15 protein-coding genes are annotated in these 19890 nt (G+C 71.8%); 9 read left to right on the top strand and 6 right to left on the bottom strand.

Going from position 1 to position 19890, the window contains the following annotated elements:
• The first annotated feature begins 26 nt into the window (after positions 1-26).
• Both JK364_RS32670 and JK364_RS32665 read left to right on the top strand, forming a co-directional pair.
• Positions 27-422 (top strand): effector-associated constant component EACC1, encoded by a 396-nt coding sequence (locus JK364_RS32670; RefSeq protein ID WP_201854964.1) that lies wholly within the window; start codon positions 27-29, stop codon positions 420-422.
• Positions 423-424: 2 nt separating this feature from the next.
• Entirely contained in the window at positions 425-3160 is a 2736-nt protein-coding gene (locus JK364_RS32665) for a caspase, EACC1-associated type (RefSeq protein WP_201854963.1), read from the top strand.
• Here JK364_RS32665 and JK364_RS32660 read toward each other — a convergent pair.
• Positions 3133-3933 (bottom strand): SDR family NAD(P)-dependent oxidoreductase, encoded by an 801-nt coding sequence (locus tag JK364_RS32660; RefSeq protein WP_201855135.1) that lies wholly within the window; start codon positions 3931-3933, stop codon positions 3133-3135. The two genes, JK364_RS32665 and JK364_RS32660, sit on opposite strands and share 28 nt — an antisense overlap.
• A 169-nt stretch (positions 3934-4102) precedes the next feature.
• On the opposite strand from JK364_RS32660, the gene JK364_RS32655 reads away from it, so the two are divergent.
• The 6 genes from JK364_RS32655 (at position 4103) to JK364_RS55675 (ending at position 10134) form a co-directional block, all read left to right on the top strand.
• On the top strand, positions 4103-5338 hold the full coding sequence (locus JK364_RS32655) for a serine hydrolase domain-containing protein (protein WP_201854962.1): 1236 nt from the start codon (positions 4103-4105) through the stop codon (positions 5336-5338).
• Between the two features lie 371 nt (positions 5339-5709).
• On the top strand, positions 5710-6981 hold the full coding sequence (locus JK364_RS32650) for a sensor histidine kinase (protein ID WP_201854961.1): 1272 nt from the start codon (positions 5710-5712) through the stop codon (positions 6979-6981).
• Positions 6978-7931, top strand: coding sequence for a sigma factor-like helix-turn-helix DNA-binding protein (locus tag JK364_RS32645; protein WP_201854960.1), 954 nt, complete (start codon positions 6978-6980; stop codon positions 7929-7931). The genes JK364_RS32650 and JK364_RS32645 overlap by 4 nt, the downstream gene beginning before the upstream one ends.
• Positions 7932-8228: 297 nt before the next feature.
• Positions 8229-8669: a hypothetical protein gene (locus JK364_RS55685; RefSeq protein WP_230992852.1), complete on the top strand. Its 441-nt coding sequence runs from the start codon at positions 8229-8231 to the stop codon at positions 8667-8669.
• On the top strand, positions 8663-8977 hold the full coding sequence (locus tag JK364_RS55680; protein ID WP_230992851.1) for a hypothetical protein: 315 nt from the start codon (positions 8663-8665) through the stop codon (positions 8975-8977). Before JK364_RS55685 ends, JK364_RS55680 begins: the two co-directional genes overlap by 7 nt.
• A 74-nt stretch (positions 8978-9051) precedes the next feature.
• Entirely contained in the window at positions 9052-10134 is a 1083-nt protein-coding gene (locus JK364_RS55675; RefSeq protein ID WP_307841445.1) for an ATP-binding protein, read from the top strand.
• A 227-nt stretch (positions 10135-10361) separates the two neighbouring features.
• Here JK364_RS55675 and JK364_RS32635 read toward each other — a convergent pair whose 3' ends face one another.
• The 5 genes from JK364_RS32635 to JK364_RS32615 form a co-directional block, all read right to left on the bottom strand.
• Positions 10362-11141, bottom strand: a complete 780-nt coding sequence (locus tag JK364_RS32635; RefSeq protein WP_201854958.1) for an energy-coupling factor ABC transporter ATP-binding protein — start codon at positions 11139-11141, stop codon at positions 10362-10364.
• On the bottom strand, positions 11138-11902 hold the full coding sequence (gene cbiQ / locus JK364_RS32630) for a cobalt ECF transporter T component CbiQ (protein ID WP_201854957.1): 765 nt from the start codon (positions 11900-11902) through the stop codon (positions 11138-11140). Before cbiQ ends, JK364_RS32635 begins: the two co-directional genes overlap by 4 nt.
• 2 nt (positions 11903-11904) lie before the next feature.
• Complete coding sequence (locus tag JK364_RS32625; RefSeq protein ID WP_201854956.1) at positions 11905-13062, bottom strand: energy-coupling factor ABC transporter permease; 1158 nt, start codon at positions 13060-13062, stop codon at positions 11905-11907.
• Between the two features lie 245 nt (positions 13063-13307).
• A complete protein-coding gene (locus tag JK364_RS32620; protein ID WP_201854955.1) occupies positions 13308-15560 on the bottom strand; it encodes an MMPL family transporter in 2253 nt (750 codons plus the stop codon).
• A gap of 138 nt (positions 15561-15698) precedes the next feature.
• Positions 15699-16316, bottom strand: coding sequence for a TetR/AcrR family transcriptional regulator (locus JK364_RS32615; protein WP_230992850.1), 618 nt, complete (start codon positions 16314-16316; stop codon positions 15699-15701).
• 198 nt (positions 16317-16514) lie between these two features.
• Here JK364_RS32615 and JK364_RS32610 point away from each other — a divergent pair, with 198 nt between their 5' ends.
• Positions 16515-19811: a S41 family peptidase gene (locus JK364_RS32610; RefSeq protein ID WP_307841444.1), complete on the top strand. Its 3297-nt coding sequence runs from the start codon at positions 16515-16517 to the stop codon at positions 19809-19811.
• Positions 19812-19890: the final 79 nt, after the last annotated feature.

The following is a 19890-nucleotide window of genomic DNA, read 5'->3' as shown; positions in this document are numbered from 1 at the left end:
AGGACCGTCGTCACAAGGGGGACTTGGTGCGGATCGACGTAGCGGTGACCGGTGGGGAGGCGGAACTCCGTTCGCTCCACGACTGGCTGAGACGGGATCCGGGCACCCGCCACGGCGCCCAGGTGGAGCTGGTCCAGGCCGAGCCCTCGCCGGGCCAGATGGGCGTGCTCACCGATGTTCTGCAGCTCATCACCGACAACACCTGGAGCGCGGCCTCCTTCGCGCTGGCGCTGTCCACCTGGCGGCAGACGCGGCCGCACGGCCGACGGATCACCGTGCGCCGTGGCGACCTTACGGTCGACATCGACAGCGGCGGCGACGAGGAGCTGCGGCGGCTGATCGACGCGCTGGAGCGCCCGGCCGCCCCCGAACCGGAACGGGAACCCGAACCGGACCGTCAGGGCGGCGGGGAAGGGCGATAGCCGTGGCCGTTCTGCCCGACCCGGCCGCCAGCCGCGCGGTGCTCATCGGCACCAGCCGCTATGCCCATCTGGAGCAGATCCCGGCGGTGGCCAACAACCTGAGCGCGCTGGCCGCGGCCCTGTGCGCCCCGGGCTCCTGGGGGCTGGCGCCCGAGCACTGCACGGTCATCGAGGACCCCAGCACGGCGGTCGAGGTCCTCGAGGCCGTCCGGACCGCGGCTGAGGAGGCCACGGACACCCTGCTGGTGTACTTCGCCGGACACGGCCTCGTGGAACCGCGCCGCGGCGAGCTCTTCCTGGGACTGACCGGGTCCATACAGCACCGCTCCTACACCGGACTGCCGTACGGCACGCTGCGCGACGTCGTGCTGGACGGGCGGGCCGGGCGCCAGGTGATGCTGCTCGACTGCTGCTTCAGCGGACGCGTGCTCGGCTTCATGAGCGCGGCGAGCGCCGAGGCGGTCATCGACCAGGTGGAGATCGAGGGCACCTATCTGCTCGCCTCCGTCCCCGACACCAGCTTCGCGCTCGCCCCGCCCGGTGAGACCCATACGGCCTTCACGGGTGAGCTGCTGCGGCTGTTGCGCGAAGGGGTGCCGGGCGGGCCGGAGTTGCTGGACCTGGACACGGTCTACGCGCAGGTGTACGCGGCGCTGCGGGCCAAGGGGCGGCCGCTGCCGCAGAAGCGCGACCGCAATACGGCGGGCGGGCTCGCCCTGGCCCGCAACGCCGCCTGGGCACCGCCCGGTTTCGGCCCGGCACCCCCGCCGTACGACCACGAGCCGACGCCACCGCCACCGCCGTACGACCACGAACCGACGCCGCCCACACCGCCGCCCGCCGTGCCGCCGATGCCCACCTGGTCGCCGATGGCCCTGCCGTCGCCCGCCCCGCTCCCCTCCCCCGGCGGCGCATCCCGGGGCCGTCGACGCGCCGTCACCTACGGGCTGGCGGGAGCGCTCTTCGTGGCCCTGGTGGCCGCGGGCGTGCCCCTGGCGATGTCCTGGATGAATGACTCGTCCAAGGACGACTCCGGGCGCGACACCGGGCGCGACACCTCGAAGTCGTCCGGCAAGCCGAAGCCGGGCCCCACCTCTGGGTACAACGCCGCGGCCAAGGGCTCCGTCGTCAACGCCTCGGCGAAACCGGGCGGAACGCTGAAGTTCATCAGCCAGAACGACGCGGACTATTGGGACCCTCAACGCACCTATTTCGGCTACGTCTGGAACTTCTCCCGCTTTTACGCCCGCCAACTGGTCACCTACGCCCCCAAGCCCGGTAAGGACGGCACCGAACTGGTCCCGGATCTCGCGGAGAAGAAGGCCAAGGTGACCGACGGCGGTAAGACGTACACCTACACCCTGCGCAACGGGATCACCTGGGAGGACGGCTCCCCGATCACGTCCTACGACATCAAATACGGCATCGAGCGGGTGTGGGCCCAGGACGACATCCCGGGCGGCCCGATCTTCCTCCAGGAGGCGCTCGATCCCGGCCTCACCTACAAAGGACCGTACAAGGGAACCTCCGATCTGAAGGCCATCGGCACCCCGGATGACAGGACCATCGTCTTCAAACTGCCCAAGCCCAACGGCGACTTCGAGCGCATGCTCGCCACACCATCCGGATCCCCCGTGAAAAAGGGGAAGGACACCAAGGGCAAGTACACGGACAGGCCGTTCTCCTCGGGGCCGTACAAATTCGACTCCTATCAGCCGGGCAAATCGCTGGAACTGATCCGCAACACCAAGTGGAAGCGGTCGTCCGACCCGATCCGCACCGCCCTTCCGGACCGGATCACGGTGGCTGTCAACGACGATCAGCAGGCGAGGGACAAGGCATTGTTCCACGGCGACTACGACCTGGACCTGCAATTCTCCGGGCTCAACACGGATGCCATCGCCAAGGCCAGGAGCAGTTCCGACCTGAGTGCCCGGCTGGACAACCCGTACACCCAACTGCTCCTGTTCGCGGCCCTCCCGCGCTCGGTCAAGCCCCTGGACAACGTCCACTGCCGTAAAGCGGTCCTCTACGCGGCGGACAGGGAAAACATGCGAACCGCCTCCGGCGGTGTGCTCTCCGGTGATATCGCGCCCCATATGCTCCCGCCCGCCATCACTGGCTCCGACTCCTCATACGACCCGTACGAGACGCTCAAGAACGACGGTACGAACGCCACCAAGGCGAAGGAGGAGCTGAAGGCATGCGGAAAGCCGGACGGCTTCACGATCACCATCGCGGTGCGTAACAACCGCCCCTCCGACGTGGCCGTCGTCCAGTCGCTCCAGTCATCGCTGGGGAAAGTCGGCATCGAGACCAAGGTCGCTCAGATCGACGCCAGTCAATACGCCACGACGATGGGCTCCCCCGCGACGGTGAAGAAGAAGGGATACGGCATCGTCGTCTACCGGTGGGGCGCCGACTTCCCGACCGGTCAGAGCTTTCTGCAGCCGCTGGCCGACAGCCGTTTCATCCAGAGCACCGCCAATACCAATGTCGCGGAGCTGGACGACCCCACGATCGACCACCTCTTCGACACGGCCATCGCCGAACAGGACACGGAAAAGGCCGGGAGCGACTACGCGCAGATCAATCGGCGGATCTCCGACTCCGCCGCGTATCTGCCCATCCTGTTCCAGAAGAGCGTGCTCTGGCGCGGCTCCCGGCTGACCAACGTCTATACGAGCGACCCCTGGCAGGGCGGCTACGACTATGTCTCGCTGGGTGTCTCGGAGTGACCGAAGGCCCTGCGCACCGCCACGTTCGTGGTCGTGATGCCGCCGTCCACGGGGAGGGTGATCCCGGTGATCCAGGCGGCGTCGGAGGAGGCGAGGAAGGTGATGGCGGCGGCGATGTCGGTGGGTTCGCCGACCCGGCCGAGGGGGTAGACCTCGGCGGCGCGGCGCAGGGTGTCCTCCCGGCCGTCCCAGCCGGGGGTGCGGATCGTCCCGGGGGCCACGAGGTTGACGCGGACGCCCCGGCCGGCGGCGTGGGCGGCCAGGGTGCGGGTGAGGCTGCCCAGACCCGCCTTGGCGGCGCTGTAGGCGTGGTTGCCGAAGTCCTGGAGGCCGTTGACCGAGCCGACGTTGACGATCGCGCCCCGGCCGTCCGCGGCGGCCAGATGCGGCAGCGCGGCGCGGGAGAAGCGGAAGGCGCCGCCGAGGGTGACATCGATGTCCTGCTGCCACTCGTCGTCCGCCTGGTCCTCGAACAGCGGGGTGTCGACGTGGCACGAGTGGGCGCTGTTGACCAGGACGTCCAGCCTTCCGAAGCTCCTTACGGCGTGCGCCACGGCCGCCTCGGCGTCCGCCCGCCGGGCCACGTCGCAGCCCAGCGACTCGGCCCCGCCGCCGTCCGCCCGTATGGACGCGGCGGCCTTCGCGGCCCGTTCACCGTCCTGGTCGGTGATCAGCACCCGGGCGCCCTCGTCGGCGAACCGGCGGGCGGTCACCTCCCCGATCCCGCGCCCCGCGCCGGTGAGCATGACCGCGTAGCCCTCGAATCTCCGCACCATGTGCCCCTTCTCGTCGGCTTCTCGTCGGCTCCGGGACCGCCACCGCCCCATGGCGGCGGGTCCGCCGGGATCATGCCCGGCCCCGGCATGATCCTCACGCGCGGGGCGTTGCACCATAAGAGAAACACAGCACACACGCTCGGGTCGGCATGGCGGGAGTCGGACAGTGGTGGACGTCCAGGGCACGGTGGCGGACGGTTTCGAACCGGTCCGGGACGCCTTCGCGGCGAACTTCGCCCGGCACGGTGAGCGCGGCGCGGCCGTGGTCCTGTACCGGGAGGGCGAGAAGATCGTCGATCTGTGGGGCGGTACGAAGACCCCCGACAACGACGGCGACAACAGCCCCGAGGCGTCCGGCGACGGCCCCGGGCCCTGGGCCCAGGACACCGCCCAGATCGTCCGGTCGGTCACCAAGGGCGTGGCCGCCGCCGTGCCGCTGCTGCTGCACCAGCGCGGCCAGCTGGACCTGGACGGCCGGGTCAGCACCTACTGGCCGGAGTTCAAGGCGGCGGGCAAGGAGCGGGTGCTGGTGCGCCATCTCCTCGCGCACCGCACCGGCGTGCCCGTGCTCGACACCCCGCTGACCCCCGCCGAGGCCATCGACGGCATATCCGGGCCGCGGGCCGTCGCCGCCCAGCAGCCCGTATGGGAGCCCGGTACGGCGCACGGCTACCACGCCCAGACGTACAGCTGGCTGCTGGGCGAGCTGGTGCGCAGGGTCACCGGGCGGACCATCGGGCGCTGGATCGCCGAGGAGATCGCCCGGCCGCTGGGGCTCGACCTGTGGCTCGGGCTGCCCGAGGAGCAGCGGGGCCGGGTGGGCCGGATCGCGGCGGTGGAGGCGCTCTCCGCGCCCGCCGTCCAGGGGCCGCGGCTGCGCCCCAAGCGGTCGGTCGCCGAGGCGTACCGGGACCCCGAGTCGCTGACCCGGCGGGCGTTCGCCGCGATCACACCGCTGCCGGACGAGAACGACCCCGCGTATCTGGCCGCCGAGTTGCCCGCCTCGGGCGGGGTGGCGACCGCCGAGGCGCTGGCCCGCTTCTACGCGGCGCTGATCGGCCCGCTGCCCTCGGCCCGTACGGCCCGTTCGGGGGGCAGGCTGTTCGCTCCGGCGACGCTGACGATGGCCCGTACCGAGGAGTCCGCGGGTCCGGACCGGGTCCTGGTCGTCGGCACCCGGTTCGGCCTCGGCTACATGCTGCACGGCCCGGCCTGCCCGCTGCTGGGGCCGGGCTCCTTCGGCCACCCGGGGCGCGGTGGCTCCCTCGCCTTCGCCGACCCGGAGGCGCGCATCGGCTTTGCCTACGTCACCAACGGTATGCGGCGCGGTGTCACCGCCGATCCGCGTGCGCAGGCGCTCGTGCGCGCGGTGCGGACCAGCCTGGCGGCGCGGGAGGCGTAACGGCCCGAGGCGCCGCAGGTGCGGTGGGGCGGCGCGGAAGAGGACGCGTCACGCGCCCCCGGTATGCCTCCGAGCGCCCTCGCGTACCCGCACACGCGGGTCCCCCAGGGCCAAGGGTCCCTATTGCGCCGCCCCCGGCCACCGCACACTGGAATCCGGGGGAAATCGGGGGGCACGTGGCTCGGTTACGGGGGCGGCCGCGGCCGCGTTCATGGGCATGGGCAGGGGCATGGGCATGGGCGTGGCGGTGGCCACGCGAGGAACGACAGCGGGGGCGTGGGCGGGCGCCACGCCCCACCGACGGATATCACCAGGTCGCCGAACCGCCGGCCGACCGACACCGGCTGGCCCGCCGGGACATGGAATGGCAGATGCTGCGCATCCTGCTGATCTTCCGTCTGATGCACGGCATCCAGCTGGCGGTGACGGTTCCCGGGATCGCGGGCCATCTGCCGCACCGCGGCGGGGCGTTGCTGCTGCTGATCGCGGTGGTGGCCGAATCCCTGTGGTTCGTCGCGCGCATCGCCCGCAACCACCGGCGGGTGCTCGCGGACGACACCGAGCGGGAGCGCGCGGGCGTCCGGCCCGATCCGCAAGGCCCGCCGCCGACCACGTACGACGGTGTGGCGGCCGCAGTGGAGCTGTGCTCGGCCGTGGCGTTCCTGTGGGCGTGTGCGCTGGTCATGGGCGCGCACCGGTCGCAGGACATGGCCCCGCTGCTGGTGCTGACCACCGAGCAGATCTCGGCCGCGGGCATCGGCTCGGCGCTCGGCCAGCCGCGGCGGGTGCTGATCACCGGCACCTGCGCGATCGCCGCCTCCTACGCCGCGGTCGTCGCCCTGGGCGACGGCGGCCCGGCGGCGCTGGCCCGCTCCGATGTGCTCATCGGGCTCACCGGCTACGGGGCGCTGGCGTATCTCATCCGCCGCGGCGCCGCGTTCCTGCTGCAACTCGCCGCCGACCTGGGCGACATGAGCCTTCAGCTGCATGAGCAGGAGCAGCGCAAGCTGCTCGCCATCGAGCTCCACAACCACCTCGGCCACACCCTCAACGCCTTCCAGCGGATCGACGCCTCGGACCCCGAGCAGATCGACTCGCTGCGCAAATCGGCGGTGGTGGCGCGGGAGCGGCTGGCCACCTTCATCGGCACCGGGCGGTTCAGCGAGTCGGTGCCGCTGATCGGCATGGTCCACCGGCAGGTGGCCCTGGCCACCAACGACACCCTCACCGTGGAGCCGATCGTCACCGAGCGGGTGGTCGGCGCCGCGGCCCGGGTGCTGCCGTCCCAGGTGGAGCTGCTGGAGCCCGCGCTGCGCGCCCTGCTGATCAATGTGGAGCGCAGCGCCGGGGTGCATGACGCGGTGCTGCATGTGGACCTCGTCGAGGACGCCGACGGCGGCGAGCTGGTGGAGCTGGTGGTCACCGACGAGGGCGTGGGCTTCCCGCCCGGGGTGCTGGCGCGCGGGGTCGGCGCCATGCGGTCGCTGGCACTGCACGAGAGCCTGCTGCGCGAGCGGGGCGGGGCGCTGCGGGTGCGGTCGGTCGCCGGATTCACGCAGGTGACGCTCACCCTGCCGATCCAACGGGACAACAACACCGAGACGGGTTACACGACCGAGCCGAGTCAAGGGGGCGTCGGATGAGAGACGAGTCGGCCGAGTACGGACCGAAGCAGCCACTCCAGGTGGCGGTGGTCGAGGACCATGAGATGACCAGACGCGGCCTGGTGGCCGCGCTGAACGCCGATCCACGGCTGACCGTGGTCAGCGAGGTGGACTCCGTGGAGCAGCTCGAGGTGAGCGGTGCGGAGTACGACGTGTGCGTGGCGGACATGATGGGGGTCGGCACCGCCGAGCAGTTCGCCGATCTGGTGCGCCGCTCGGACGTGGTGGTGTGCACGGCGGCCGAACAGTGGCGCCAGCGGGTGGCCCCCTGGGTGTGCGGGGCGAAGGCGGTCTTCGGCAAGACGGTCGGCGCGGCGGTCCTGGCCAATGCCGTATGGGACGCCCGCAACCATCCGCACTGGCTGAAACCGCATCTGGCCTCCGCCCTGGAGACGGCGGTGCGCGAATGCGGGCTCAGCGTGCCGCCGTACTTCGCCGATCTGCTGGGGCGCACGGCCCGCGGCGGCCGGGTGGCCTGGATCCTGGAGGAGCTGGGCGTCAGCGAGAAGCGCTACGGGGAGGATCTGCGGGACTTCCGGATGCAGTGCGCCCGGGCCGGGCTCGGCCAGCTGACCCTGCTGGACGCGCTCTACATGGCCTCGTCGGCCGAGCAGCCGCCCGCCCATGAGCCCGTGGTGTTCTCCCCCTGGGCGGCCGGGCTGAGCGAGGGCCAGGTCCGGGCGCTGGAGTGGTACGCGGACGGGTACTCGTACGAGGAGACGGCCGCCCACCTCGATGTGAAGGTCTCCACGGTCCGTACGCAGATAGACCGGGCCATGACCGCCTGCGGGATCAACTCCAAACCGGCCGACATCCGCATGATGTTCGCGATGTACGTGTGCTCCCGGCACACCAAACCGGATCTGCTGCTGCGCCGGCTGACGGACATGGGGGCGCATCCGCCGCGCCGGGGCGGGGCCGAGCGATGAGGGGCCACGCGATGTGGGCCCGAGCGATGAGGGGCCACGCGACGACGGCCCGCGCGATGAGGGGCCGAGCGACGACGGCCCGCGCGACGAGGGCCCGCGCGACGAGGGCCCGCGCGGATGTCGGTTTCTGTCGTCACGGGCGCCGACAGCGATCTCCCGGATTTCCCACCGTCCCGGGGGACGAAAAGCGACACGCGAGGCGCGCAGGATCGGTGTCGGGCCCTCGCCGGGGGAACCGGGGGCCCGCCTCTTCGGACGACCGGTTCGGACGACGGATTCGGAAGACGGGGGAAGCCCATGCCTGACCAGCGCGGCGCTCGTGAGACGGCCACCGACGACCGTTTCCTCGGCACCTTCGACGTGACGCTCCGCGGGACGGACGCCCGTCTCGAGTGCCGGTCCCCCGGGGCCGGGAGCGACCGGGAGCGCGAGCACGGGCGGGGCGCCCGGCGTGTATCGCCGCGCGGCGTCCTCCGCTACCGCGATGTGGTCTCCTTCCTGGTCCGCAACCGCCCACGGGCACCGGAAGCGGCCGCCGGAGCCGTGCTGCGGCGGCGCCAGGGCCCGGTGTTCCTCGTGCAGACCTTCTTCCTGGACCAGGAGGGCGTCCCGCTGGGCGACACCGAGGCGTCCGCCCCGGTCTGGGTCTGCCGGGCCCGGCGCCTGGACGAGGAGCTGTGCGCGGCCTTCGGGGACAAGGACCTCATCATCTTCGGAGAGGCGGGGCCGTCATGCTGAGCCTGCTGGGCATGGTCCTCCTCGCACTCGGCGGGATCGGCGCGGTCGCGGTGGTCCATGTCGTCTGCGTGACCATCGAGCTCCTGGCGGACTGGTTCCGGTCCCGGAGCGAGCGGCTGCACACCGATCCCGATCTGCGGGCGGTCACGGTCTCCGAATCCATCCGCAACGGCAATGTCAGCTATATCCAGGGGCTCTTCGACACCTCGCGGGAGCAGTTCGTCGAAGGCCGCCGGATCGAGGGGAAGCAGGCCGAGCAGCGGGTGCGCAGCGCTCATGCGCACCACCGGGTCGCGGTCTGGGGCTGAGGGTCCGGGGCCGTGGGCTCGGGTCCGTGGGCCCGGGGCCAGGGGCGCGGCCGGCGTTCGAGGGGGGAGATCCAGTGAGGAACCTGGGAAGGGGTTCGCGTACCGCCTTCGCCGTCACCGGGATTCCGGGCGGCACCGACGATGTGGAGGCGGCGCTGCTGCGGACCCGGCTGATCGAGGCCGCGAAGGAGTTCAGCGGCCGCGGCGGACCACGGCCGCTCACCGTCACCGTCACCAATCAACCGCCGGGGGCGGCGGAGTCGGGGCCGCGCGCGGGTCCGACGGCGGAGAGTGAAGCGGAAGCGGGGCCGGACGAACCGTCGATCGCGGAGCGGGCGCGGCGGTTCACCGCGACGCCACCGCTGTACACCTTCGACCGCCTGGTGCTCCCGGACCGGACGCTGGACCAACTGCTGCGCGCTGTGCATACCGTGGAGCAGCGCCGGGTGCTGTTCGACGAGTGGGGGCTGCGCGAGATCCAGCCGCACCCCGGTTCGGCGATCAACCTGGAGGGCGCGCCCGGCACCGGCAAGACCCTGGCCGCCCACGCCCTCGCCCACCGGCTGGGGCGTCCGCTGATACCGGCCCGCGCCTCGCAGTTGGAGAGCAAGTACCACGGGGAGGGCCCGAAGAACCTGGCGGCGCTCTTCCATGCGGCGCGCGAGCAGGGCGCGGTGCTCTTCCTGGACGAGGCGGACGCGCTGATGTCCTCGCGGTTCGAGACCACCACCCATGGCTCGGAGCACGCGGTGAACGCCATGCGCAGCGAGATGCTGACCGCCCTGGACAGCCATGAGGGGCTGGTCGTCCTGGCCACCAACCTGGTGACGAGCTATGACACGGCGTTCGACAGCCGGGTGTGGCATGTGCGCTTCCCGGCGCCGGACGAGGCGGCTCGGGCCGGGATCTGGCGGCGCCATCTGCCCGAGGCGCTGCCCCTCGCCGAGGACGTCTCACCGGAGGGGCTGGCCGGGGTCGACGAGGTGACCGGGCGCGATATCCGCCGTGCGGTGATCGACGCGGCGGCGGAGGTGCTGCGGACGGGACGGCCGCGGGTGCGGCAGGCGGATCTGCTGGCGGCGGTGGAACGGATCAAGGCCGGACGCCCGTGCCGAGCGGCGCCGACGCCGATGTCCATGTCCGGCGGGCCCGGATGACCGGTCACCTCACCGGAGCGTGCCGCCTCACCGGCGCTGGTCACCGTACCTACGGGGATCCGCCGCGTGGCAGGGTTTCGCCCCTGGATCCTCGGGGTCTGGGCGGAGCCCCCCCCACGCGGCGGAGCCGCATATCGATGCTGCCGGGAAGGGGCGGGGAGGGGAACAGCCCGCCGCAGGCGTCAAGGCCCGCCGGACACCCCCAGCCCGCCACCTCACCGGCACCCTCACCCCACCGGAAACGCCGGCACCGTCACCGAGCGCGGGTCGAAGCCGAAGGGGAGCTCCAGCCGGTGCTCGCGCATCAGCTCCTCGTCGCACAGCAGCTCCTGCGTTCCGCCGTCCGCCGCGATCACCCCGCCGCTGAGCACCACCGAGCGCGGGCACAGCTCCAGCGCGTACGGCAGATCGTGGGTGACCATCAGCACGGTCACGTCCAGGGACCGCAGGATGTCGGCGAGTTCGCGGCGCGAGGCCGGGTCGAGGTTGGACGAGGGCTCGTCCAGGACCAGGATCTCCGGCTCCATGGCCAGTACGGTCGCCACGGCCACCCGCCGCCGCTGCCCGAAGGAGAGGTGGTGCGGCGGCCGGTCGGCGAACTCCGCCATCCCGACCCGCTCCAGCGCGCGGCGCACCCGCTCCTCCAGCTCCGGGCCGCGCAGCCCCGCCGCGGCCGGGCCGAAGGCCACGTCCTCGCGCACGGACGGCATGAAGAGCTGGTCGTCCGGGTCCTGGAAGACGATGCCCACCCGGCGGCGGATCTCGGCCAGATGTGCCTTCGCCACCGGCAGCCCCGCGACCGTGACCGTCCCGGCGCCCGCCGTAAGGATGCCGTTGAGGTGCAGTACGAGCGTGGTCTTGCCCGCGCCGTTGGGGCCGAGGAGCGCCACCCGCTCGCCGCGGGCCACCGTCAGATCGACGCCGAAGAGGGCCTGATGGCCGTCGGGGTAGGCGTAGGCCAGACCGGACACCTGGAGGGACGGCGGGGTGGTGGCGGGGTCGGTCATGGCAGCATCCATCCGGTCAGGCAGACCGCCAGCGCGGTCAGCGGGAGGGCGGCGGCGTACATCCACTGGGTACGGGACGCCGTCACATCGTCGATCACCGGCATGGTGCCCGTATAGCCCCGGCTGACCATCGCCAGGTGGACCCGCTCGCCCCGTTCGTAGGAGCGGATGAACAGCGCCCCGGCCGAGGAGGCGAGCACACCCCAGTGCCGCACCCCGCGCGCCTCGAAGCCGCGCGACTGGCGGGCGATCCGCATCCGGCGCATCTCATCGGAGATGACGTCCCCGTAGCGGATCATGAATGAGGCGATCTGGACCAGCAGCGAGGGCATCCGCAGCCGCTGCAATCCCAGCAGCAGGGCGCGCAGTTCGGTCGTGGACGCCAGGAGGACGGAGGCGGCGACGCCGAGGGTGCCCTTGGCGAGGATGTTCCAGGCGCTCCACAGCCCGGACTCGCTGAGCGACATCCCCAGCACCTCCACCCGCGGGCCCTCCGCGATGAACGGCATCAGCACGGCGAAGGCCACGAACGGGATCTCGATCAGCAGCCGCCGCAGTACGTACCCGGCCGGGATCCGGGCCGCCGCCACCACTCCGGCCAGCAGCACCGCGTACGCCCCGAAGGCCCAGACGGCCTCGCGGGGCGTGGAGACGACGACCAGGACGAAGCAGAAGACCGCGGCGATCTTGCAGTGCGGGGGGAGGGCGTGGACGGGCGACCGGCCCTCCCGGTAGAGCTTGTGTGCGTGTCCCGCGCCCACGGTCAGCCTCTCCCGCTCTCGGCCGTCGCCCTGCGCCGCCGTATGACGATGAAGACCCCGGAGCCGACGGCGAGCGTGGCCCCGACCCCGATCACCCCGGCGAGCCCGCCGGAGAGCCGGGCGTCGGTGATGTCCTTGACGCCGTAGTCGGCGAGCGGGGAGTCCTTGGCGGCGTGGTCCTCCGCCTTCTGGTCGATCCCCTTGTCATGGGCGACCTTCTCCAGCCCGTCGGGGCTGGCGGAGGCGTAGAAGCTGATGACCCCGGCGCACAGCAGCGCGGCCGCGAGCCCGGCCCACCACACGGGCCGCACCGACCGCCGTGGCCCGGCGGCGGGCTCTGGGGCCCCGGAGGCCCCGGCAAGCTCGGGGGCCCCGGCGGACTCGGGGATCCCGGCGGGCTCGGAGGTCCCGGAGGTCGTCGCGGCGGGTTCGGTCACCGGGCCCTCGGCCCGCGCCACCGCCCCCGGGGCGGCCGGGGCCAGCGGGCTGCTGCGGATCTCCAGCGGACGCGCGGTCACCCCCCGCGCCCCGTACACCAGATCCGGCCGTACGGCCACGACGGCACCGACCGTCAGCGCGGTGATCGCCGCCTCGCCGATGCCGATCAGCACATGCACACCGACCATCGCCGCGAAGACCTTGCCGATCGCCACATCGGCCGTGCCGCCGAGCGCGTAGATCGCCGTGAAGGCCACCGCGGCGGCCGGTACGGAGATCAGCGCCGCCACGAAGGACGCGACGGTGACCGTACGGCGGCGATGCGGGGCCAGCTTCACGATCGCGCGGAAGAGCGCGTACGCCACGACGGTGGTGACCAGGGCCATGTCCGTGATGTTGACGCCGAGCGCGGTGAGCCCGCCGTCCGCGAACAGGACGCTCTGCATCAGCAGCACCACGGAGACGCACAACACCCCCGTGTACGGGCCCACGAGTATCGCGGCCAGCGCGCCGCCCAGCAGATGGCCGCTGGTCCCGGCGGCCACGGGGAAGTTCAGCATCTGCACGGCGAAGATGAACGCCGCGACCAGCCCGGCCAGCGGCGCGGTCCGCTCGTCGAGCTCCCGCCGGGCGCCGCGCAAACTGACCGCGACGGCCCCGGCCGCGACCACACCGGTCGCCACCGACACCGGTGCGTCGATGAATCCGTCGGGCACATGCATGGCAGGACTCCGCTCCTGAACTTCCTGAGCTGCGGCTATCGGCCCGATGGTAGCCCGTACCTGCAAGTCGTTCGCAAGAGCGCCGACGTCGCGGGATCGCGCGGGCTCGTGGAAAACGTCGAACGGCGGCCTTCCGGGATCGGAAGGCCGCCGTCGGGCCGAGGCGTGACGCCAGGTGTTCAGACGCGAGTCGGACGCGGGTCAGACGCGGGTCAGACGCGAGTCAGATGTGGGTCAGACGGAGGTCAGACGCGGGTCAGCTCGGCGTCGGAGTCCCTGTCGGGCTGCTGGGCCGCGGCGGGCTGCTCGAGCTGCTTGCGCAGGCCCTCGCCCTCCACGTCCACGTTGGGCAGCGCCCGGTCCAGCCAGCGCGGCAGCCACCAGGCCGCCTTGCCGAGCAGCGCCAGGACCGCCGGGACGATGGCCATACGGACCACGAAGGCGTCGAAGAGAACGGCGGTGGCGAGGCCGAAGCCGATCATCTTGATCATCGACTCGGACGAGCCGATGAATCCCGCGAAGACGCTGATCATGATGACCGCGGCCGCGGTGACCACCCGGGCGCCGTGCCGGAAGCCGGTGACGACGGCCTGGCCGGGGCGCTCGCCGTGGACGTACGCCTCCCGCATCCGGGTCACCAGGAAGACCTCGTAGTCCATCGCCAGACCGAACACCACACCGATCATGAAGATCGGCATCATGCTCATGATCGGGCCGGTCTCCTCGACCCCGAACAGGTCCGCCAGCCAGCCCCACTGGAAGACCGCGACCACCGCGCCGAGCGCCGCGACGACGGAGAGCAGGAACCCGAGCGCCGCCTTGAGCGGGACCAGAACGGACCGGAAGACCACCATCAGCAGCAGGAAGGCCAGTCCGACGACGAGCACCAGATAGGGCACCAGCGCGTCGTTGAGCTTCTGCGAGATGTCGATGTTCATCCCCGTCTGGCCGGTGACCAGCACCTCGGCACCGGTGTCGGACTTGAAGCCGCTCGCCTCGTCCCGGATGTCGCCGACCAGGTTCTCGGTGTCGATGCTGCTCGGCTTGTACTTGGAGATGACGGAGAGCGTCGCGGTGTCGCCCGCCTTGTTGAAGGTGGCCGGGCTGACCGCGGCCACACCGTCCAGACCGGTGATGGTCTTGCGGACCTGCTCGGCCGCGCCCTTGGCGTCATCGCTGCCCTTGGCGTCGACGACCACCATCAGCGGACCGTTGGAGCCGGGGCCGAAGCCCTCGGAGATCATGTCGTACGCCTGGCGCTTCTGGCTGCTGACCGGCTGCGAGCCGTCGTCCGGCAGACCGAGCTCCAGGCTGACGGCGGGCACGGCGGCGGCGCCGAGGCCGAGCACGGCCACCAGGAGCACCATCAACGGGCGGCGCAGCACGAAGCGGGCCCAGCGGGTGCCCATGTTGGGCTTCTCCTCGGAGGCGTCCGCACCGCTCGCGGCGGCCGCCGCGGCGCGCTCCTCCATCCGCCGGCGCGCCCTGCGCCCGAACACCCGCTTGCCGGCGAAGCCCAGCACCGCCGGGATGAGGCTGATCGCGATGAGGACGGCGATGACGACCGTACCGGCCGCGGCGAAGCCCATCTTGGTCAGCATCGGGATGTTGACGACGGCGAGGCCGACCAGCGCGATGACGACCGTAAGGCCGGCGAAGACGACCGCGGAGCCCGCGGTGCCCACGGCCCGTCCGGCGGCTTCCTCCCGGTCCCGTCCCTCGGCCAGCTCCGCGCGGTAGCGGGAGACGATGAACAGCGCGTAGTCGATCCCGACCGCGAGGCCGATCATCATCGCCAGTGTGGAGGTGGTGGTGGACAGCCCCAGGGTGGTGGCGAGCGCGGTGATCGACGAGATGCCGATGCCGACGCCGATGAGCGCGGTCAGCAGTGGCAGTCCGGCCGCGACCAGCGAGCCGAAGGTGATGGCGAGGACGACCGCGGAGATCGCGATGCCGATGATCTCGGTGGATCCGGTCTCCGGCATCTCCTGGAGCGCGTCACCGCCGATCTGCACCGTCAGCCCCGACTTCTGGGCCTTGTCCCCCACGTCCTTCAAACCGTCCTTGGCGGGGTCCTCCAGCTCCATGGCGTTGACCTTGTAGCTGGTCAGGATGTACGCCGTGGTGCCGTCCTTACTGACGGCATGGGACTGGTAGGGGTCGGCGACCGAGGCGATCTGCGGCGAGCTGGCCTTGAGGTCGGCGACGGTCTTGGTGACCACCGCCTTGTTGTCCGGGTCGGTCATCTTCTCGCCGCTCGGGGCGCGGAAGACCACACGGGCGGTGGCGCCGTCCGCGTTACCGCCGGGGAACCGCTGTTCCAGCAGGTCGAATGCCTTCTGGGCCTCAGTGCCCGGGATCGAGAAGCTGTCGTTGGCGGGCTGGGAGGCGGTGGCGGCGCCGACGCCCGCGACCGCGAGCAGCGCCACCCATATCAACGCGACGAAGCCGCGTCGCCGGAAGGCGAACCGGCCGAGTTTATAAAGGAAGGTGGCCACGAGAAGGGGTGCTCCCGTCGATTGGCTGACACTGGGCAGGGATGGGTGACCGAACCGGCGACGAGAGCGGCGCGCCGTCCGGGGCCTTATGAGGTTGTGCGGGGAGATCAGGGGGGAGTGAGGAGGCGAGAGGAAGGGCTATGCGGCGCCGAGCGCGGGGAGGATCACGGCGTCGATGTACTCCAGGAGATACGTCTGGTCCGGCTGCTTGCCCTCGACGAGCGGTCGGGTGATGAACGCGCCGCACATCATGTGCACGACGTAGTTCAAGGCGGGCCGGTCCGGGGTGACTTCGCCGCGGTCGACGGCGCGCCTCAGCAGCGCGTGGAGCGCGTCGATCTCGGGGAAGATCAACAACTCTCGCAGGGCCTGATGAAGGTCCGGGTTGTCGTGGCTTGCGTGGGCGAGTCCCCTCATCAGCGCGGCGTCCCGCTCATGGGCGGTCTCCGAACACCGCGCGATCTCCCGCAGGTCCCCGCGGAGCGATCCGGTGTCGACGCCTTGGAGCAGAACGGGCTTGGTGTGGCGCAGCGCGGTCGCGACCAGGTGCGGCTTGCCTTTCCACTGGCGGTAGAGCGTGGCCTTGCTGGATCGGGTGCGGGCCGCGACGGCGTCCATCGTCAGACCGTCGTACCCGACCTCGCCCAGCAGCTCGACCACCGCCTCGTACAGCTCCCGCTCACGTTCGGGGGAGAGTCTGCTGCGGCGCACCCGGGCGGTGTCGCGGTCCTCCGTCGGCTGATCCGTGGTCCGCATGGGGCGTCGCCTCCCTCCGGGCTGTCGAACTTCCACACGTCCGAACTTCCACACGTCCGAACGTCCGAACTTCCGAACGAAACGGTTTCGTACCCCTCCAGCATAAGCCCGGCCCTATCGAAACTACGCCGTTTCGTTGGTGGTCTCGGTCACACAACCGAGTTGCTCCGAATGGCGTAGCTCGAAAACATGGGTGGGGTGGAGCCTTACGCGTGCGACGACGACCTGGCGTACCTGCGATTTCCGCATCTGCACGGCGACTTGCTGTGCTTCGCGGCCGAGGACGATCTGTGGGTCGCCCCGCTGACCGACCCGGGTGGGCCACCCGGGCGAGCGTGGCGGCTGACCGTGGACCGTACCCGCGTCGGACCTCCCCGCTTCTCCCCCGACGGCTCCCAGATCGCGTTCACCACCTGGCGCAGCCTCGACCCGGAGATCTATCTCGTCCCCTCGGCCGGCGGCCCGGCCCGCCGGCTGACCTACTGGGGCAGTACGGACGCCACGGTGTGCGGCTGGACCCCGCCGGACCAGGACGGCGCCTCCCAGATCCTCGCGGTCTCCTCCCATGAGCAGCCGTTCTCCCACTTCTCCTGGGCCTACAGCCTGCCCACCGACGGCAGCCCCGGCGGGCGGCTGCCCTGGGGGCCGGTGGCCGACATCGCGATGGCCGACCTCGACGGCGAGCGCCGCACCCTGCTGCTCACCGGCAAACCGCCGCACGAGCCCGCCACCTGGAAGCGCTACCGGGGCGGGGCGATGGGGCGGCTGTGGCTGCACGGCACCCGGCTCGCGGAGAAGCTGAACGGCCATCTGGACGCGGCGATGTTCGTCGGCGGCAGGATCGCCTTCCTCTCCGACCACGAGGGCATCGGCAACCTCTACTCCTGTCTGCCCGACGGCACCGATCTGCGCCGCCACACCGACCACGCCGACTTCTACGCCCGGCACGCCTCGACCGACGGCTCCCGCGTCGTCTACCAGTGCGCGGGCGAGCTGTGGCTGGTGGACGACCTGAGCCCGGACGGCGAACCGCGCAAGCTGGACGTACGGCTCGGCGGGGCGCGCACCGGGCGGCGGCCCTACCAGGTGCCCGCCGCCTCGCACATCGACTCGCTGTCGGTGGACACCACCGGCCGGGCCAGCGCGGTGTGCGTCCGCGGCAGCCTGTACTGGCTCACCCACCGCGACGGCCCCGCCCGCACCCTCGCCGACACCCCGGGCGTCCGGGTGCGGCTGCCCGTGATGCTGGGCTCGACCGGCCGGGTCGCCTACCTCACCGACGCGGAGGGCGAGGACGCCATCGAGATAGCGCAGCTGCCCGGGGCCACCGGCCCCACCGAGCCGCGCCGGCTGGCCGCCGGTCAGCTGGGCCGGGTGCACGAGCTGGAGCCCTCGCCCGACGGCGACCTGCTCGCGGTCGCCGCGGGCGACGGGCGGCTGCTGCTGGTGGACACCTCCCCCGACGGCGACGGCGAGGTCACCGAGCTGATCCGGTCGGACAACGGCCCGGTGGGCGACCTGGCCTTCGCCCCCGACTCGGCCTGGCTCGCCTGGTCCCACCCCGGGATAGGGCGCACCCTGCGCTCCATCAAGATCGCGCGGCTGGCCGACCGGACCACCGTGGAGGTGACCAATGGCCGGTTCGAGGACGAGGAGCCGGTCTTCACCAGCGACGGCCGCTATCTCGCCTTCCTCTCCTGGCGCGGCTTCGACCCGGTCTACGACGTGCACACCGGCGACCTCTCCTTCCCGCTCGGCTGCCGCCCCTATCTCGTACCGCTGTCCTCCGCCACCCCCTCGCCCTTCGCGCTGTCCCCCGAGGGGCGCCCGGCGGCGGGCGGACTGGACCCGGACGTCAGCGGGGGCGAGGGCGACGGCGACGGCACCGTGACGGTCGAGGTGGAGGGGCTGGCCAGCCGGGTCACGGCCTTCCCCGTCTCCGCGTCCAAGTACTCCTCGCTGAGCCCGGTCAGCGGCGGCGGGCTGGTGTGGCTGCGCTGGCCGATCTCGGGCGCGCTCGGCGAGACGTTCGCCAACCCGGGCGAGACCTCGAGCCGCCCCACCCTGGAACACTTCGACCTGGCCAAGGCCAAGCGCACCGAACTCACCGGTGAACTGGACTGGTTCGTGGTCAGCGGCGACGGCACCCGGCTGGTGGCCTACGACGACGGCGATCTGCGCGCGATGCCCGCCACCGAGTCCGGCGACAGCGACTCCACCGTCCACCTCGACATGCGGCGGATCCAGCACACCGTCGATCCGGCGTCCGAGTGGCGGCAGGCGTACGACGAGGCCGGGCGCATCACCCGCCACTACTACTGGGACCCGGGGATGTGCGGTGTCGACTGGGACGGGGTGCTCGACCAGTACCGTCCGCTGGTCGAACGGGTCGCCTCGCCCGACGAGTTCGCCGATCTGCTCCGCGAGACCCTCGGCGAGCTGGGCACCTCGCACGCCTACGTCAGCGCCCAGCGGCGCAACGAGGGGCCGCCCCACTACCAGCGCCCCATCGGACTGCTCGGCGCCAACCTCACCCGTGCCAAGGACGGACGGTGGGCGGTGGCCCGCATCCTGCCCGGTGAGTCCTCCGACTCCCGGGCCCGCTCACCGCTGGCCGGTCTGGGCATCCGGGACGGCGCCGTGCTCACCCATGTCGACGGGCGCCCGGTGGACCCGATGGCCGGTCCGTATCCGCTGCTGACGGCCGCGGGCGGCACAACGGTGGAGCTGACCTTCGAACCGCCGGACGGCGAGGGGCCGCCGCGCCGGGTCGCGGTCTCCCCGCTGATCGACGACCGGCCGCTGCGCTACCAGGACTGGGTCGCCCAGCGCCGGTCCGTGGTGCGGGAGTTGAGCGACGGACGGTGCGGCTATCTCCACATCCCCGACATGGGCGGCTCCGGCTGGGCCCAGTTCAACCGCGATCTGCGCCGCGAGATGTCGCTGCCCGCGCTGATCGTGGACGTCCGGGGCAACGCGGGGGGCAACATCAGCGAGCTGGTGGTGGAGAAGCTCACCCGCAAGGTCATGGGCTGGGACCTGACCCGCAACGCCCAGCCCGTGTCGTACTCCAGCAACGCGCCGCGCGGGCCGATCGTCGCGGTCGCCGACGAGGCGACCTCCTCCGACGGCGACATGATCACCGCGGCCTTCAAGATCCAGGGCATCGGGCCGGTGGTGGGGCTGCGCACCTGGGGCGGGGTGGTCGGGATAACCGGCCGGCACCGCCTCGGTGACGGCACGTCGATCACGGTGCCGATGAACGCCGCGTGGTTCGACGCCTATCGCTGGGGCGTGGAGAACCACGGTGTGGAGCCGGACATCGAGGCGCCGCGCTCCCCCGTCGACTGGGCGGAGGGCCGCCATCCGCAACTGGGGGTCGCCGTCCGTACGGCGCTCGATCTGCTGGAGCGCCATCCGGCCGCGACCCCACCGGACCACTCGGACGTCCCCGACCTGCGCCGCCCCCAACTGCCGCCGCGCAACGGGAACTGAGGGTGCAGGCTCAGGGGTGTATCCCCATGGTCAAACATGGGGATACACCCCTCCCGCCCAATGTGCCGCCCTCTGTACG

Origin of the sequence: Streptomyces endocoffeicus, from assembly GCF_016741935.1 — a bacterium.
Classification (GTDB): domain Bacteria; phylum Actinomycetota; class Actinomycetes; order Streptomycetales; family Streptomycetaceae; genus Streptomyces; species Streptomyces endocoffeicus.
This window is presented reverse-complemented; position numbering and strand designations above follow the sequence as displayed.